Below are 16,684 nucleotides of genomic sequence, written 5' to 3'. Positions count from 1 at the left end.
TGGCCATATCAATAAAGCCAGTACTGTTCTTAATTTTCCCAAATTATTTGGTGCTATTTGCTTTTACGATTTGGTCGAAAATACCGCCATTGTCAAAATGTTGTTTTTGAACTTTAGTCCAGCCACCAAATTCCTTGTCAATGGTCACCAGTTTTAATGGTTTGAATACGGATTTGTATTTTGCCAATACAGCCGCATTGCGTGGACGATAAAAGTTGTTGGCAGCAACAGTTTGGCCTGCAGGTGAGTACAGATAGTTTAAGTAAGCTTTAGCTATGTTCAGGTTGCCATCTTTCTGTGCATTCTTTTCAACAATGGCTACAGGCGGTTCTGCCAAAATAGACAATGACGGTGTGATAATTTCAAACTTGCCCGGCTGTTCACGAATCGCCAAGTGTGCTTCATTTTCCCAAGCCAGTAATACATCGCCAATACCACGTTCAGCAAATGTGGTGGTTGCACCGCGTGCACCTGAGTCAAGAACTTTGGTGTTTTTATAGATTTTGCGTACAAATTCTTGGGCTTTGGTATCGTTGCCACCCGGTTGGTGTTTTGCCCATGCCCATGCTGCTAAATAGTTCCAGCGCGCACCGCCAGACGTTTTAGGGTTGGGTGTGATGATTCCGACATCAGGTTTAACCAAATCGCCCCAATCTTTAATGCCTTTCGGGTTGCCTTTATGTACTAGAAATACGATGGTTGAGGTATAAGGAGTCGAGTTATTAGGAAACTTTTTCTGCCAGTCTTTTGGCAGCAGATTTGTATTTTCTGCAATGGCATCAATATCTGCAGCCAGCGCTAAAGTCACAACATCTGCATCAAGACCATCAATGACGGAACGTGCCTGTTTGCCTGAACCACCGTGTGATTGCTTGAAGTTAATTTCTTGGCCTGTGGTTTTCTTCCAATATGCACCAAACTCTTTATTATAGTTTTCATACAGTTCACGGGTTGGATCGTAAGAAACGTTTAAAAAGTCTTTTGCAAGCGCACTAAAAGATGTTGCCGAAATAAGTGCTGCTAAAACCCCGATTTTTAATGAGCGCATTTTTGCTATCCTTTACATTTAAATTATTTATGTTTTGTACAATGCGGAGAATAGCGTCATCTTTTTTATTAAAAAAATAATAAGAAATGAATTTGATATGAATAAAAAAGCTATCAATCTAAGACTGCTGTTTTAAACTAAGTCATCATTCACAGGACGCTTTGTTATGCCATGTTTTAAGAATGCAGAGGAAATAAACGAAATTTCATTATTGGATCGCGCCTTCCATTATGGTGATGGTTGTTTTACGACTGCGCGTGTGCGGCATGGCAAAATAGAGCTTGAAAACCTGCATATGGCACGGCTGCATTTAGGTTGTGAACGACTGCTGTTAAAAGCTGATTTGAGTGTGATTCAAAAAAGCTTGGTTTTACTGCAAAAGAAATTTTTAACAGTGAATGGTACGTTTAAAATCATTATTAGTCGTGGTGAAGGACAGCGCGGATACAGCTTGCCTGACCATCCGGCGGATGTATGGGTGTTTTTTTATCCTCAGGTTGTTGATGATTTTCTAATTGAAAAAATTAAATCGGGGGTACTGCAGCAAGCCTTAGGTCTAACCATGCCAAGTCTGGTTGGAGTAAAAAGCCTGAATCGTTTGGAACAGGTGTTGTTAAAAAGTGAGGCCGATCAAAAAGGATGGGCGGAAGCACTGGTGACCGATGTGCAAGGCACTGTTGTTGAAGGAGTAAGCAGTAATTGTTTCATTCGTTTAAACAATAGATGGATTACGCCAGAACTTCGTTATAATGGCGTCCATGGTGTGATGCGCGCGGAGATATTATCTCGTATGCAACAACAAGGTATTCATTGCCAACAGCGCTTTATTGATATGGAAGAAATTTCAAAATTTGAAAGTCTGTTTTTCTGTAATGCCTTAAGTCCAATGAAAGTTGTGACTGAACTTAATCAGCAAACTTTGAATGTTCAAGCCTGTATTGAACTGTTTAATATCCTTCAACTGAATCAGATTCGTTAATATGTCCAGCACACAGAAAAATTCAAAAAAGAAAGCCAGAAAAGTTTTTCCATTGAAAGGTTTGATCATTCTATTCCTGGGTTTTATGGTGATGACTTCAGTCATCTTATGGTCAAGCTTATTTAAGGCTTACCCCGTCCAAAGTCAAAAGCAGATGCTGGCGATTGGAACTGGAGATACCTATTCAGGCTTTATTGATCGCTTAGCCAAAGAAGGTAAAGTCAGTTTTCCCATCATATTAAAACTTTATCAAAAAATTATGATTCATGACACCATGAAAGCCGGTGTATATGAAGTGCGTCAGGGCATGACTATTCGTCAAGTGATGGATATGGTGGCAAATTCTGAAAATGCGCAAATGAACCGTATTTTAGTGATTGAAGGAACGACCTTTAAACAGTTAATAGAACTTCTAAAGAAAGATGATCTAGTCACCAAAGAAGTGCTGAATCTTCCACAAGAGCAAATGTTGCAGGCGTTGAATATTCCATTTAAGCATCCTGAAGGTCTGTTTGCACCGGATACCTATTTCTTTGCCAAAGGCGAAACAGATAAAAAGATTCTGACAGATTTATATAATCGTCAAATGAAATCTTTAGATGCGGCATGGGCAAATCGTGCCTCGGATTTACCTTATAAAGATAAATATGAAGCCTTGATTATGGCGTCAATTGTTGAAAAAGAAACCAGTCTCGACCGTGAACTTGAACAGGTTTCCGGTGTGTTTGTGCGCCGTTTAAAAATGGGCATGCGTCTGCAAACAGATCCTACTGTGATTTATGGCATGGGAGATAATTATAACGGCAATATCACCCGCACTGATTTACGTACACCGACTTCTTATAACACTTATACCAATAATGGTTTACCGCCAACACCGATTGCATTACCCAGTCAAAAAGCCATTGAAGCTGCAATGCATCCCGATGCATCAAACAATATCTATTTTGTGGCAACCGGTAATGGTGGACATAAATTTACGGCAAGTTTAGATGAGCATAATCGTGCAGTGCAAGATTACTTGTCAGTTTTAAAATCGAAGCAGGAGTGAGGGATGTTTATTAGTTTTGAAGGCACTGAAGGTGTCGGGAAAACCACACTCATTCGTAAAATTTATGACTATTTAGAACAGCAGGGTCAGCAAGTCGTGCTTACTCGTGAGCCGGGGGGTACACCGATGGCAGAACAGATCCGTTCACTACTGTTGTCGGTTAATCATGAAGAAAGCATGGCCCATGATACCGAGCTGCTTTTAATGTATGCAGCACGCGCACAACATTTGCAGCAAGTCATTGTACCGGCCTTGACTGCGGGGAAAACCGTACTCTGTGATCGTTTTACCGATGCCAGTTTTGCTTATCAGTGTGCGGGGCGTGGCTTAAGCAAAGAAAAATTAAAGTTATTGAATGCAAATTTTGTCTCACATATGCCAAATATCACTTTTTGGCTAGATGCACCGACGGAACTGGGCATGTCACGCGCACGTGAGCGTGGTGCACTGGATCGGTTTGAACAAGAAAAAGCCACTTTCTTTGAGAAAGTACGGTCGGGTTATCAGGAACTTTGCGGGGAGCAAAGTGAACGGATTAAGCGCTTAGATGCTACACAAACCCCAGAACAGGTATTTGAACAGGCATTGGCTTATTTGGAATAATTTTTTAGATTAAAACAAAGATCAAAAATATCAGTGCTTAAAGCAGGTTATTCTTTTATATTCAGCATGATCAGGGATGAAGATAGAATATAAATGAAAAGTAGCAAAGCAGAGATTATTTCTTTTTTACAGGCTGAATTTCCACAAAGTCTGGAAAAATGTGAAATAGAAAAAGTGACTGAAAAAGGCGCATCCATTATTTATCGTGTGGGAGCTGCGGATTTAAGACCAGGTGGAACGGTGTCAGGACCGACCATGATGACTGCGGCTGATTATGCACTTTATATTGCAATATTGGGCGAGATCGGCATTGTCGCGTTGGCAGTCACCACCAGTTTATCCATCAATTTTTTAAGAAAACCTACAGCAGCACAGGATATTCGTGCGGTTTGCAAATTAATGAAAGTCGGCAAGGCACTGATAGTCGGAGATGTATGGTTGTATTCAATTGATTCGGAAGAACCAATTGCGCATGCTGTAAGCACCTATTCCATACCGCCTCAGCGATAAATAGCGATTATGCAGCGTTAAAAAGCCGAACAAACATGTTCGGCTTTTTACTGATTTGATCATTATTAAAATTTAAGTCTCAGCATTAACCAAAGGTGTTTCGACTTTAAAATTAGGTGGCATCAGTACAGTTTTACGCAATTCAGCCGAGAGTTCAGGATAATCCAAAGTAAAATGCAGACCGCGTGATTCTTTACGCTCCATCGCACAGCGTACAATCATCTCAGACACCAGAACCAGATTGCGCAGCTCAATCAGGTTTTTACTGACTTGATAATCATGATAAAACTCGGTGATTTCCCGTTTTAGCATTTCAATACGGTGTAGGGCACGTTCCAAACGTTTGGTCGTCCGCACAATACCGACATAGTTCCACATGGTCTGACGCAGTTCATCCCAGTTTTGTAGAATCACTACATCTTCATCCGGATTCATCGCCTGAGAATCATCCCAAGCGGGCACATGGGGAGATTCATATTGGGTATCAAACTGACTTTCAATATGTTTTGCAGCACTCATGCCATACACAAAACATTCTAAAAGTGAGTTGCTGGCCATTCGGTTAGCACCATGCAATCCGGTATACGAGGTTTCCCCAATCGCATAGAGTCCTTCAATATCGGTCTGGCTGTGTTCATCGACCACCACACCGCCGCAAGTATAGTGTGCAGCAGGAACCACCGGAATCATTTCTGTGGTGATATCAATACCCAGTTCTAACAAGCGCGCATATAGGGTAGGGAAATGTTCCTTCACAAACTCGGCCGGCTTATGGGTGATATCCAGCCACACATGACGAATCCCTAAACGCTTAATTTCATAGTCAATGGCACGTGCCACAATATCACGTGGTGCAAGTTCAGCACGTTCGTCAAAACGCAACATGAAGCGTTCACCATCGGGCAGACGTAAATAGGCACCTTCACCCCGCATGGCTTCAGTAATTAAAAATGAACGTGCTTGAGGGTGATAAAGACAGGTTGGATGGAACTGGTTAAATTCCATATTGGCCACACGACAGCCCGCACGATAGGCCATAGCAATACCATCACCAGTCGCTATATCCGGATTAGAAGTGTAGAGATAGGCTTTCATGGCTCCACCACATGCCAAAGCGGTAGAGGGTGCTAAGAAAGTATGCACTTTTTCAGTTTTTTCATCTAAAGCGTATAAACCCAGAGCGCGATTGCCTTGATCTTTCAGCCCTAATTTTTGGGAGGTAATAAGATCAATGGCAATGTAGTTTTCAAAAATAGTGATGTTTTGTTTTTCTTGAGCGCGTTCAACTAAAGTGGTTGAAATGGCACGACCGGTTGCATCTGCGGCATGAATAATACGGCGCTGTGAATGACCACCTTCACGGGTTAAATGCAATTGTTCTTGTTCGTCTAAGGTGAATTGGACACCATGTTTTAAAAGGAAATCAACCGAGGGTTTGCCGCCTTCAACCGTTTGTTTGACCGCCTCAATTTCACATAACTGTGCACCTGCAATCATGGTGTCATCAATGTGCTGTTCAATTGAATCGGTTTCATCTAGAACAGCCGCTACACCACCTTGTGCATAAAAAGTACTTGCATCTGTTAAAGTCGATTTTGCCAAAACTGCAATATTGAAATGATCGGGTAGCGATAAAGCCAGACTTAAACCAGCACCGCCACTTCCCACAATGATCACATCAAAATGATGCGTAGTGTTTAAATTAGACATGTCCATCAGCTAATTCGAAAAAAAAGTTCGCTAATAACACCGCTTTTTTGATCAAAAAACAAGAGCTAATATGCTAATGTATGATGAGAAAAAGTAATAAACCAACAAACTTTTAAGAAATCTTTAAGCTGTTGTTTATACAAATATAATCAAACATCTTATTACACCAGATAGACAAGGTTTATGCTAAAAAATGTCTACACATATTTATAACGAAATGGAGCGAAGGCTTTATATGAATAATCGCTATGTACAAAAAGGAATTTATGCTGTGGTATTTACCATGGCGGCAGTGCAAACCCAAGCAGCATCGACGGTCGACTTTTCTAATTTAGTTGAACAGGTCAGTCCTGCAGTGGTCAGTGTAAATGTCGTTAAAAAAATGACAGAGCAAGAATTGTTACAGCAGCAAGTTCCTGAAATATTGAAACGTTTCTTTGGCAATCGGGTGATTATTCCTCAACAACAGGCACCACAAGAAAAAACTGGATATGGTAGTGCATTCTTTATCAGCAAAGATGGTTATTTGTTGACGAATCACCATGTGGTAGAAGATGCATCTAAAGTCACGATCATGCTGAACGATCGCCGTGAAATTGATGCCACTGTGGTGGGAAGTGATGAGCGTACCGATGTTGCACTTTTAAAGGTTAATGGCTCGAATTTTCCTGAATTACGTACCGGTAATGTTGATCGACTCAGAGTAGGAGAGCCGGTACTGGCGATTGGTTCACCCTTTGGCTTTGATTATTCTGCATCAGCCGGCATTGTCAGTGCGAAAATGCGCAACATGATGGGGGAAACTTCAGTTCCTTTTATCCAGACCGATGTGGCTTTGAATCCAGGGAATTCGGGGGGTCCATTGTTTAACCAAAATGGTGAAGTGGTTGGGGTGAATTCGCGGATCTTTAGTGGGACTGGCGGATATATGGGCTTGTCTTTCTCTATTCCGATTGATGTGGCAATGGATGTGGCAGAGCAGCTGAAAAAGAATGGCAAGGTCACACGTTCATACTTAGGGGTAATGCTGCAAGATATCGATCGTACCCTTGCGGAATCTTATAACCTGTCCAAACCTGAAGGTGCGCTGGTGACACAGGTGGCACCAAATTCTCCAGCAGCCAAAGCCGGCTTTAAGTCGGGCGATGTCATTTTGAAATATAATGGAACACCCATTTCAAGAACTTCAGATTTACTTAATTACCTAAATCGAACCACACCCAATCAAAACATTCAATTGCAAGTTTTACGCGATGATAAAACCCGGAATATCTCAGCAACATTGACTACTGCCCCAGATGATACTCCAGCAAAAGTGGAACAAACTGCTGAACAAAAAGGTCCAGTTATCGGCGTGAGTATTCGTAACCTCACTGCCGCTGAACAAACGCAGTTGAATATCAAGGGCGGTATTTTGGTCGAGGAAGTGAAGCGAGGGGGAGTTGCTGCACAAGCACGTATGACGGCAGGGGATATTATTACTCAAATTAATAATAAAACCATTTTGAACAGTAATGATTTTATTAAATCTGTGTCTGAGTTGAAAAAAGGCTCAATTGCACGTGTTTCGGTAATTCGTCAAGATCAACGCGCAATTTTGGGCATGCGGATTGAATAGTCTCAATAAATGAACAGCGAAACCACTCTGAAAATGAGTGGTTTTTTATACTTTGCAATTTTACTCGATCTTAAAATTACGTAGACTGTGTTTCCTTGAGCGAAATTTTTGCAACGAGTACGGGTTTAAAGAATATATGAGCACAGTTTTTGATTTAGAAGTGACCGTTCAAGCAGAGCATATTGACAGTTTGGGACATGTCAATAATGTGGTGTATATGCAATGGATACAGGAAGTCGCTACTGCCCATATTGAAGCCTTGGGTTTGGGACTCAAGGAATATCTTGAGCTGAAACATGCGATGGTGGCAATTGAACATCATGTGCAATATCGAAAAGCTGCATTTGAAGGCGAAAAAATTATCTTGCGCACCTGGTTGAATGATCTTAACGCACTGTATTCTTTTCGCCAGTACGTGTTCTATCGTCCTCAAGATCAAAGTATTTTATTCACAGGAAATACCAAATGGGCGTGTATTGAAATTGCAACAGGTCGTCCAAAACGCATGTCACCGACGTTTACCCAAGCCTATCAACCGCTAGCAGCTGATATTAATCCGCTAGATTTCACCAATATTCATTTAAAAGGTGAAGATTGATCGCTACCTTCCTGTCGAGAAAAACTTAAAAGACCGGATTCAAGTGCTGTCATTATATGTATATAGCAATACTGGGATAAGGCAGATTGATCGCAAAGTTTTGCAGAAGAAACCGACTATTTTTAAAAGCTCACTGTATTTTTAACTATCTACTGCTTATACTGTGCAACATCTTCGGAATATCCTTTTTTGCACGTCATAAATACTTTGTTCATTCAAGTATGTGATTGTGTGTTTTGATTTAGAGTAGTTTATGGCAGTTGCTAAAAAGTCAGTTAATATCAATAATATACGAAATTTTTCGATTATTGCGCATATCGATCATGGTAAGTCGACACTTGCCGATCGATTTATTCAAACTTGTGGTGGTTTGCAAGCACGCGAAATGCAAGCACAAGTCCTTGACTCTATGGACATTGAGCGCGAACGCGGAATTACTATTAAAGCGACTTCGGTAACGCTTTATTATACCCATCCCAATGGTGAAGAATATCAATTGAATTTCATTGATACACCAGGACATGTGGATTTTTCATACGAAGTTTCTCGCTCTCTTGCCGCCTGTGAAGGTGCCTTGCTCGTTGTCGATGCTGCACAAGGCGTTGAAGCACAATCTGTTGCCAACTGTTATACCGCCCTTGAACAAGGTCTTGAAGTTCTTCCTGTTTTAAACAAGATTGATTTACCTCAAGCCGAACCTGAGCGTGTCATTCAAGAAATTGAAGATATTATCGGCATTGAGGCGACCGAAGCACCTGCATGTTCTGCAAAAACAGGTCTTGGTGTTGAGGGCGTTTTAGAAACACTTGTGAATGTGATTCCACCGCCAGTAGGTGATCGGGATGCTGCTTTACAAGCTTTAATTGTCGATTCTTGGTTCGATAATTATTTAGGCGTTGTCTCGCTGGTTCGCATCAAACATGGTCGTATCCGTAAAGGCGATAAAATGCTGGTCAAATCGACTGGTCAAACCCATATCGTGACCTCAGTCGGTATTTTTAACCCTAAACACACTGAAACAGGTGAGTTAGAAGCGGGTGAAGTAGGCTTTGTCATTGCCGGGATTAAAGATATTTTTGGTGCGCCAGTAGGGGATACCCTTACTTTGTCTACGACCCCGGACGTTGCTATATTACCCGGTTTTAAAAAGGTTAAACCGCAGGTCTATGCAGGTTTGTTCCCAATTGATGCCAGTGATTTTGAACCATTCCGTGAAGCACTGCATAAATTACAAATTAATGATTCAGCCTTGTTTTTTGAACCAGAAAGTTCTGATGCCTTAGGTTTTGGTTTCCGCTGTGGCTTCTTGGGTATGCTGCACATGGAAATTGTGCAAGAGCGTTTAGAGCGTGAATACGATTTAGACCTCATCAGCTCTGCACCAACGGTAATTTATGAAGCGTTAATGAAAAATGGCGAAACCATTTACATCGACAGTCCATCAAAAATGCCCGAGGGTTCAACGGTTGAAGATTTACGTGAACCGATTGCTGAATGCCATATTTTGGTTCCTCAAGAATACTTAGGTAACGTCATGACTTTATGTGTTGAGCGCCGTGGTGTTCAAAAAGAAATGAAGTTCTTGGGTAAGCAAGTCTCCCTGACCTTTGAAATTCCTCTAGCTGAAGTAGTAATGGATTTCTTTGACCGACTCAAATCATGTTCACGTGGTTTTGCCTCGCTCGATTACAACTTTGTCCGTTTTGAAAGCTCATCTCTGGTGAAAGTGGATGTGTTGATTAATGGGGAAAAAGTTGATGCCCTGGCAATGATTGTTCATCGTAATGATGCACGTCATCGTGGTATTGCACTGGTTGAAAAGATGAAAGAACTGATTCCACGTCAAATGTTTGATGTCGCGATTCAGGCTGCAATTGGTGCACAAATTATTGCGCGCTCAACTGTAAAAGCAATGCGTAAAAACGTATTGGCCAAATGTTATGGTGGTGACGTTTCACGTAAGAAGAAACTGTTGTCTAAGCAAAAAGAAGGTAAGAAACGCATGAAGCAAGTGGGTAGTGTTGAAATCCCGCAAGAAGCGTTCCTGGCTGTATTGAAAGTAGAAAGATAATAAAATTGAGGATATAAGCCGATGGATTTTGATTTTAATTTAATCCTTGTACCAGCAACACTAATTTTCTTTTTAGTGTGGTTGTTGGATAAGTTTGTCTTTAAACAAAGACAGACTCGAGGCAAGGATAATGAAAATTTCATTATCACCTGGGCGTATGACTTTTGGCCGGTGTTGGCCGTTGTCCTGATCCTGCGTTCATTTTTCTTTGAACCTTTTAATATCCCATCCGATTCGATGGTTCCAACCTTGGAAACCGGCGATTTTATTCTGGTCAATAAATTTGATTATGGAATACGTTTACCTATAGTAAATACCAAAGTGATTGACGTGGGTGAACCTGAACGTGGTGATGTAATTGTATTCCGTTATCCACCACAACCGACCATTAGTTATATTAAACGTGTAGTCGGTTTGCCCGGTGATCATATTGTTTATGATCACGGACAACTTTCTATTAACGGTAATAAGGTTGCTAAAGTTCCAGTTGAATTTAGCCGTGAAAAAGATATTTTAGATACGCCCACCTCGATTTATCATCAAGAAACGCTGGGTAAACATACCTTTAAAATGCGCGAGCTTGAAGATGTAAATGTTGCACGCCAAGCACCATTTATTAATTATGTTGAAAATGGTAAATACTCGGCTGAAAATGGTTTATATTGGGAAGTCAAAGTTCCACAAGGTCATTACTTCGCGATGGGGGATAATCGTGATCAAAGTGCTGACAGTCGTTTTTGGGGCTTTGTACCGGAAGAAAACTTAACAGGTCGTGCATTCTATATCTGGATGCATAAAGAGCCTGGTTTTAAATTGCCGTCATTTAATCGTAACGGTAAAATTGATTAAGCATGATTGGAAAAATAACAAATGCATAAAAATCAACAAGGGGCATCGTATATTGCAATTTTGATTGCAATTATTGGTTTTGCTTTTTTAGTGAAAATTGCTATTGCAGTGTGGGGACCGTATGTAGATGATCGTCTTATTGATAGTCAGATTACGGAATTAATGCAAAGCAGTCCAAAAAACATTGCGCCTTCTGAATTTGAGAAACAGATGGGGCAGCGTTTCGATATGAATGGTATACGTGACATCAGCTTTAAAGATGTTGCAAAAGTCATCAATACCGATGGTCTGCAAGTGAAAAAAGATTATGAGATAAGAAAGCCGTTCTTCCTCAATATAGATTTAGTGTTAAAGTTCGAGAAAAGTTTTGATCAAAGGTCAGTCCAAACTAAGTGATATGCACTTAGTCAGCCGTATCGGTTATCAGTTCAAGCAGCCTGAATTATTGCAGCTGGCACTGACACACCGCTCGGTGAGTCATAAATCTAATTATGAGCGTCTGGAATTTTTAGGCGATTCGTTATTAGGGATGATCATTGCCCATTATTTGTATCAAGCCTACCCTCATGAAAATGAAGGGCGTTTAACGCGTATGCGTGCCACATTGGTTCGTCAAGAAGCATTAGGCAAAATTGCAAACGATTTGAAACTTGGTCCGTGTTTAATCTTAAGCACAGGTGAGTTGAAATCGGGTGGACATCATCGAGAATCTATTCTTGCTGATACTGTAGAATCGATTATTGGTGCAATTTATGTCGACTGCGATGATTTAAAAGTCTTGCAAGAGATCGTACTGAAATGGTACGTGCCATATTTAGACCATATTGAGCCTACAGACCAACTCAAAGATCCCAAATCACGCTTACAGGAATATTTACAAGCGCGTAAAAAGCCTCTCCCTATTTACGATGTTGTGGATATTCAAGGCGATGCCCCGAATCAGCATTTCAAAGTGGAATGCATTATCGAGGGTTTGCCTGTATTGTACGGTGAAGGATCCAGTCGTCGTTTTGCTGAGCAAGCAGTAGCGGCAGATATCTTAAAACAATTGGAGCAGTAATCTGCATGACCACACATTCTGATCACATCGATGCTGATCACGAGCCGAAAAGCAACGGCAATGACCTGATTAATGATTTTTTCAGTTCACAAGGCACCATTATTCCTACAGATTTTAAAAGTGGATTTGTGGCCATTGTTGGACGTCCAAACGTAGGTAAATCTACGTTAATGAATCATATTTTAGGTCAGAAACTTTCTATTACTTCACGTAAACCGCAAACCACTCGTCATAAGATTGTCGGTATTGATACGCGTGAAAAGTCTCAGGCAGTATTCGTCGATACGCCAGGGATGCACAAAAAAGAAGTCCGTGCCATCAATAAAATGATGAACCGTGCAGCAAGCTCGGCACTACGTGATGTAAATCTGGTGCTGTTCGTTGTTGATGCTCAAAAGTGGACTCAAAATGATGAGCTGGTTTTGGAAAAACTGAAAAATGCTGAAATGCCAGTAATTTTAGTGATCAACAAAATTGACACTTTTGAAAATAAAAATAGTGCTTTGCCATTGATTCAAGAACGAGCGAAATTAATGAATTTCGCAGAAATTGTTCCTGTTTCAGCTTTACGTGCTTCAAATCTTGATCACTTGCGTGACACGATTGAAAACTATTTGCCGTTCCAGCCACCTTTGTATGCATTGGATCAAATTACCGATCGTTCAGAACGTTTTCTGGCGTCTGAAGTGATTCGTGAAAAGATCATGCGTCAGTTAGGTGAAGAACTTCCATATGATTTAACCGTGCAGATTGAGTCATTTAATACTGAAGAAGCAACGATTAATGAAAAAACCGGTCGTCCAAAACCAGCCTGTACCTACATTGATGCGACGATTTTTGTTGATCGCCAAGGCCAGAAAGCCATTGTAATTGGTGAAAAAGGTGCGAAGCTGAAAAAAATCGGTATGGATGCGCGTGCGGATATGGAAAAAATGTTTGAACAAAAGATCATGCTGACACTTTGGGTTAAAGTGAAAGGCGGTTGGTCTGATGACGAGCGTGCATTGAAAAGTTTAGGTTATAGCGATATCTAAGCATATAGATAAGTAACGCTTTTATAGGGAATGGTGATGATCAAAGTATTGGCAGTTGTAGCATGTGTTTTATTTCTGCAAGGCTGTATTCATAAACTTGTCACTGTCCCTGTAAAAGTCGCTTATAAAACGACGAAGGGCGTGGTTAAAGGTACTGCAGCCGTCGTAGGTGCCGTCATTCCTGATGGGGATGATGAAGAAACAGACTCTAAAAAGAAAAAAGACTAGATTTGATTATTCATGCGGAATGAAGAGTTGCATGGTTATTTAATCCATCACCGTAAATACCGTGAGCGCAGTCATATCGTGCATTTGTTTACGCAGGAGCATGGGCGCGTTGATGGAATATTGAGACAAACGCCACCTCCACAATATCAACCGATTGGCTTGCAGGCTTCAGGAAAATCGGATCTTAAAAATTTCACTAAACTTGAAATCGTCAATCAGCCGGTTTTTTTCTTTGGCGATGCCTTCTTTGCTGGTTTCTATTTGAATGAACTTATTCTTCGTTTATGTCCAGTTGAAGTCGAAATGCCTCAGACTTTTGTGCAATATCATCTGACTTTACAACAACTACAGCAATTGGCACAGCATCAAAACCCTCATCTTTTTCTCCGACAAATTTTGCGCCAGTTTGAGCATGCACTGTTAGAAGAGCTCGGCTATGCACTCGATTTTAGTATTGATGCCCAGCAGCATGAAATTCAAGAGGCGCAGCATTATATATTTCAGCTTAATGAGGGCTTTATCCCAACCGTCCAACAGTCACGTTCAACTTTAGCGGGACAGCATATTCTGTCGATGCGTGATTATGAAAAGGGTAGGGATTTTAACCCGGAACAGTTACAATTGTTGGCACAACTGTACCGGCAGATGATTACTTCTCTGTTGGGAGAGCGACCGCTGAAAAGTCGTCAATTGTGGGTTCAAAATACTCAATCTAAATCTTAATTTTTAATCATGGTTAGGAGATTATTATGGCTGCTTTGCTTGGTGTAAATATTGACCATGTGGCGACATTGCGACAGGCGCGCGGAACCACTTATCCCGATCCAGTCAATGCTGCATTGATGTGTGAACAAGCCGGTGCAGAAGGCATAACTTTGCATTTGCGTGAAGACCGTCGCCATATTCAGGATGATGATGTGCGTCGTATGCGTCCGTTACTAAAAACGCATATGAATTTGGAAATGGCAGTGACTCCTGAAATGGTTGAATTTGCTAAAGAAATCAAGCCGCATCATGTTTGCTTCGTTCCAGAAAAACGCCAGGAAGTGACCACTGAAGGTGGCCTGGATGTTTTGGGACATTTTGAAGAGGTCAAAGCCGCAACCCAAGCCTTAACAGCCATTGGTTGTGAAGTATCTTTGTTCATTGATGCCGATATTGCACAAATTGATGCAGCAATTGCCTGCGGTGCGCCAACCATTGAAATTCATACCGGTGCTTACGCAGATGCAAAAACACCAGAAGCACAGCAGCATGAACTTGAACGTATTGCTCAAGCTGCAGAATATGCGGCATCTAAAGGTTTATTGGTGAATGCAGGACATGGTTTAAATCTTGACAATGTCACACCCATTGCAAAAATCCCACAAATCCATGAACTCAATATTGGTCATTCCATTATTGCCGATGCTGTATTTGTCGGGTTGGCCCAAGCCGTTCAACACATGAAAGCTGTCATTAAATCAGCAAGATAAGTTTTTAGAATTATGTCGTCAATAAATTATGATGATCTCATGAAGCCCGTTTTGGGCTTTTTGGGATGTGAAACCCCTCAAGCATGGTTAGATGAAGCAATGAATAACCTCGAGTTACTCATGCAAGATCATGCCAATTGTGAAAAGAAAGCAGCAGGTACAGCCATGAACCTGATGTTTCGCTACACCTTCTTTACCGATTTGCAGATTAAATTGGCACAGTTGGTGCGTGAAGAAATGCTGCACTATGAACAAGTACTTGAACTGATGACCAAACGCGGACAGGAATGGCAATCCATTAGTGCTGGCCGTTATGCAGGTGGATTGCGTAAAGAGGTAAGGACGTATGAGCCTGAAGCTTTAATCGACATTATGATTATTGGTGCTTTTGTAGAAGCACGTTCCTGTGAACGTTTCTATGCACTTGCACCGCTGGTAGATGAAGATTTAGGTAAATACTATCGTTATCTGCTGAAGTCTGAATCTCGTCACTTTGAGGACTATTTGGCATTGGCCTTGGATGTCGCCCAAACCTCAAAGTTAAAAAATCCTAAAGAAGATATTCAGCAACGTATTGCACACTTTCGTGAATTTGAAAAGAATCTGATTTTAACTCCAGATAATTTATTCCGCTTTCATAGTGGTGTGCCGAATAAAGCGGCTTAATTTTTAGTCCTTAGACGTGTTCTTTAAAAAATCCTCTATTTCAAATGGAGGATTTTTTATATGTTATTTTTTAACGTTGAAATAAAAATTCCAATCTAAATGGATTAGATTGGCATCATTAAATTAGACTAATTTTTTATTTAAAATAAATTAAGCTTCAATGGTTTGAACCGCAATTTTCTTGGCAGGGTCGGCTTTACGACGTACAGCCGGAACCGGTTCGCCATAATATTGACGGTCGGCAAAGTAACTTGAACGAACCATCGGTGCAGCCCAGATATTTCTAAAACCCAGCTTATGACCATGTGCGGTATAGCGTTCGAATTCTTCTGGAGTAACGAAGCGGTCAATCGGTGCATGTTGCTTAGAAGGCTGTAAATACTGGCCAATGGTGATGTAATCCACATCATGTGCACGCAAATCATCCAGTAGAGCCAATACTTCTTCTTCAGTTTCACCCAGGCCGACCATCAAACCACATTTGGTTGGAACGTCAGGGCAGTATTCTTTAAACATTTTTAGCAGGTCTAATGAATGCTGGTAGTCTGAACCTGGACGCATGGCTTTATACAAGCGTGGCACAGTTTCAATGTTATGGTTAAATACGTCTGGTGGGCATTCCGTCATGATGCGTAAAGCCACATCCATACGACCACGGAAATCTGGGACTAGAATTTCAAGTAATGTTTTAGGACTTAAATTACGTGCTTCTTTAATGCAGTCTACAAAGTGCTGAGCACCACCATCACGAAGGTCATCACGGTCAACAGAAGTAATCACTGCATATTTCAGACCAAGATTGGAAATCGTTTCTGCCATATGACGTGGTTCATCAGGATCAAGTGCATTTGGACGACCATGTGCAACATCACAGAATGGGCAACGACGGGTACAGATATCACCCATGATCATAAAGGTTGCTGTACCACCACCAAAACATTCTGGCAGGTTGGGACAAGCCGCCTCTTCACACACTGTATGTAATTTTTGTGCGCGTAAAGTAGTCTTAATGCGCTGAACTTCATCAGGAGCCGCCATTTTGACGCGAATCCAGTCCGGTTTGCGTGGCGTTTCAACCGTAGGAATAACTTTTACAGGAATACGAGCGACCTTCTCTGCGCCACGAAGTTTGACACCCTGTTCTGGTTTACGGTTTTCAGACATATTGAACTTTTCCACTGTTT

The 16,684-nt window shown here is 41.2% G+C and carries 18 protein-coding genes; 15 read left to right on the top strand and 3 right to left on the bottom strand.

From position 1 onward, the window contains the following. Positions 1–43: 43 nt before the first annotated feature. Positions 44–1,048 (bottom strand): sulfate ABC transporter substrate-binding protein, encoded by a 1,005-nt coding sequence (locus E0H80_RS06835; RefSeq protein ID WP_131364359.1) that lies wholly within the window; start codon positions 1,046–1,048, stop codon positions 44–46. A gap of 166 nt (positions 1,049–1,214) precedes the next feature. Here E0H80_RS06835 and pabC point away from each other — a divergent pair, with 166 nt between their 5' ends. The 4 genes from pabC to E0H80_RS06815 all read left to right on the top strand — a co-directional run bounded on the left by pabC (position 1,215) and on the right by E0H80_RS06815 (position 4,191). Then, a complete protein-coding gene (pabC, locus tag E0H80_RS06830) occupies positions 1,215–2,027 on the top strand; it encodes an aminodeoxychorismate lyase (RefSeq protein WP_131364357.1) in 813 nt (270 codons plus the stop codon). 1 nt (position 2,028) lies between these two features. Further along, positions 2,029–3,078, top strand: a complete 1,050-nt coding sequence (mltG, locus tag E0H80_RS06825) for an endolytic transglycosylase MltG (RefSeq protein WP_131364355.1) — start codon at positions 2,029–2,031, stop codon at positions 3,076–3,078. A 3-nt stretch (positions 3,079–3,081) separates the two neighbouring features. Then, the gene (tmk, locus tag E0H80_RS06820) at positions 3,082–3,681 is read left to right on the top strand and encodes a dTMP kinase (protein ID WP_131364353.1); all 600 of its coding nucleotides are present in this window, start codon (positions 3,082–3,084) and stop codon (positions 3,679–3,681) included. 93 nt (positions 3,682–3,774) lie between these two features. Continuing rightward, positions 3,775–4,191: a PaaI family thioesterase gene (locus E0H80_RS06815; protein WP_131364351.1), complete on the top strand. Its 417-nt coding sequence runs from the start codon at positions 3,775–3,777 to the stop codon at positions 4,189–4,191. Positions 4,192–4,263: 72 nt separating this feature from the next. Here the strand turns inward: E0H80_RS06815 and nadB are convergent, their stop codons facing one another. Beyond that, a complete protein-coding gene (gene nadB / locus E0H80_RS06810; RefSeq protein ID WP_165494285.1) occupies positions 4,264–5,907 on the bottom strand; it encodes an L-aspartate oxidase in 1,644 nt (547 codons plus the stop codon). A 229-nt stretch (positions 5,908–6,136) separates the two neighbouring features. Here nadB and E0H80_RS06805 point away from each other — a divergent pair, with 229 nt between their 5' ends. From E0H80_RS06805 to E0H80_RS06755, 11 genes are all read left to right on the top strand, one after another. Beyond that, positions 6,137–7,519: a Do family serine endopeptidase gene (locus E0H80_RS06805; RefSeq protein ID WP_131364346.1), complete on the top strand. Its 1,383-nt coding sequence runs from the start codon at positions 6,137–6,139 to the stop codon at positions 7,517–7,519. Between the two features lie 136 nt (positions 7,520–7,655). Next, positions 7,656–8,117, top strand: a complete 462-nt coding sequence (locus tag E0H80_RS06800) for an acyl-CoA thioesterase (RefSeq protein ID WP_131364344.1) — start codon at positions 7,656–7,658, stop codon at positions 8,115–8,117. Positions 8,118–8,370: 253 nt separating this feature from the next. Further along, entirely contained in the window at positions 8,371–10,188 is a 1,818-nt protein-coding gene (lepA, locus tag E0H80_RS06795; RefSeq protein WP_131364342.1) for a translation elongation factor 4, read from the top strand. Between the two features lie 21 nt (positions 10,189–10,209). After that, entirely contained in the window at positions 10,210–11,037 is an 828-nt protein-coding gene (lepB, locus tag E0H80_RS06790; protein ID WP_067864504.1) for a signal peptidase I, read from the top strand. Positions 11,038–11,058: 21 nt separating this feature from the next. Beyond that, a complete protein-coding gene (locus E0H80_RS06785) occupies positions 11,059–11,433 on the top strand; it encodes a DUF4845 domain-containing protein (protein WP_131364340.1) in 375 nt (124 codons plus the stop codon). Then, positions 11,405–12,097 (top strand): ribonuclease III, encoded by a 693-nt coding sequence (gene rnc, locus E0H80_RS06780; protein WP_131364338.1) that lies wholly within the window; start codon positions 11,405–11,407, stop codon positions 12,095–12,097. Before E0H80_RS06785 ends, rnc begins: the two co-directional genes overlap by 29 nt. A 5-nt stretch (positions 12,098–12,102) precedes the next feature. Continuing rightward, positions 12,103–13,131, top strand: a complete 1,029-nt coding sequence (gene era, locus E0H80_RS06775) for a GTPase Era (protein ID WP_131364336.1) — start codon at positions 12,103–12,105, stop codon at positions 13,129–13,131. 36 nt (positions 13,132–13,167) lie between these two features. Continuing rightward, positions 13,168–13,359: an NF038104 family lipoprotein gene (locus E0H80_RS06770; RefSeq protein WP_067725017.1), complete on the top strand. Its 192-nt coding sequence runs from the start codon at positions 13,168–13,170 to the stop codon at positions 13,357–13,359. A 12-nt stretch (positions 13,360–13,371) separates the two neighbouring features. Continuing rightward, positions 13,372–14,082 (top strand): DNA repair protein RecO, encoded by a 711-nt coding sequence (recO, locus tag E0H80_RS06765; protein WP_131364334.1) that lies wholly within the window; start codon positions 13,372–13,374, stop codon positions 14,080–14,082. Between the two features lie 26 nt (positions 14,083–14,108). Beyond that, positions 14,109–14,834 carry a pyridoxine 5'-phosphate synthase gene (gene pdxJ, locus E0H80_RS06760; RefSeq protein ID WP_131364333.1) on the top strand — a complete coding sequence of 242 codons (726 nt, stop codon included), beginning with the start codon at positions 14,109–14,111 and terminating at the stop codon, positions 14,832–14,834. Between the two features lie 12 nt (positions 14,835–14,846). Beyond that, a complete protein-coding gene (locus tag E0H80_RS06755) occupies positions 14,847–15,500 on the top strand; it encodes a tRNA-(ms[2]io[6]A)-hydroxylase (protein ID WP_131364331.1) in 654 nt (217 codons plus the stop codon). A gap of 150 nt (positions 15,501–15,650) precedes the next feature. Here E0H80_RS06755 and lipA read toward each other — a convergent pair whose 3' ends face one another. Next, entirely contained in the window at positions 15,651–16,664 is a 1,014-nt protein-coding gene (lipA, locus tag E0H80_RS06750) for a lipoyl synthase (protein ID WP_131364329.1), read from the bottom strand. Positions 16,665–16,684: the final 20 nt, after the last annotated feature.

The sequence above is a fragment of the Acinetobacter sp. ANC 4779 genome, from assembly GCF_004331055.1.
GTDB lineage: Bacteria > Pseudomonadota > Gammaproteobacteria > Pseudomonadales > Moraxellaceae > Acinetobacter.
This window is presented reverse-complemented; position numbering and strand designations above follow the sequence as displayed.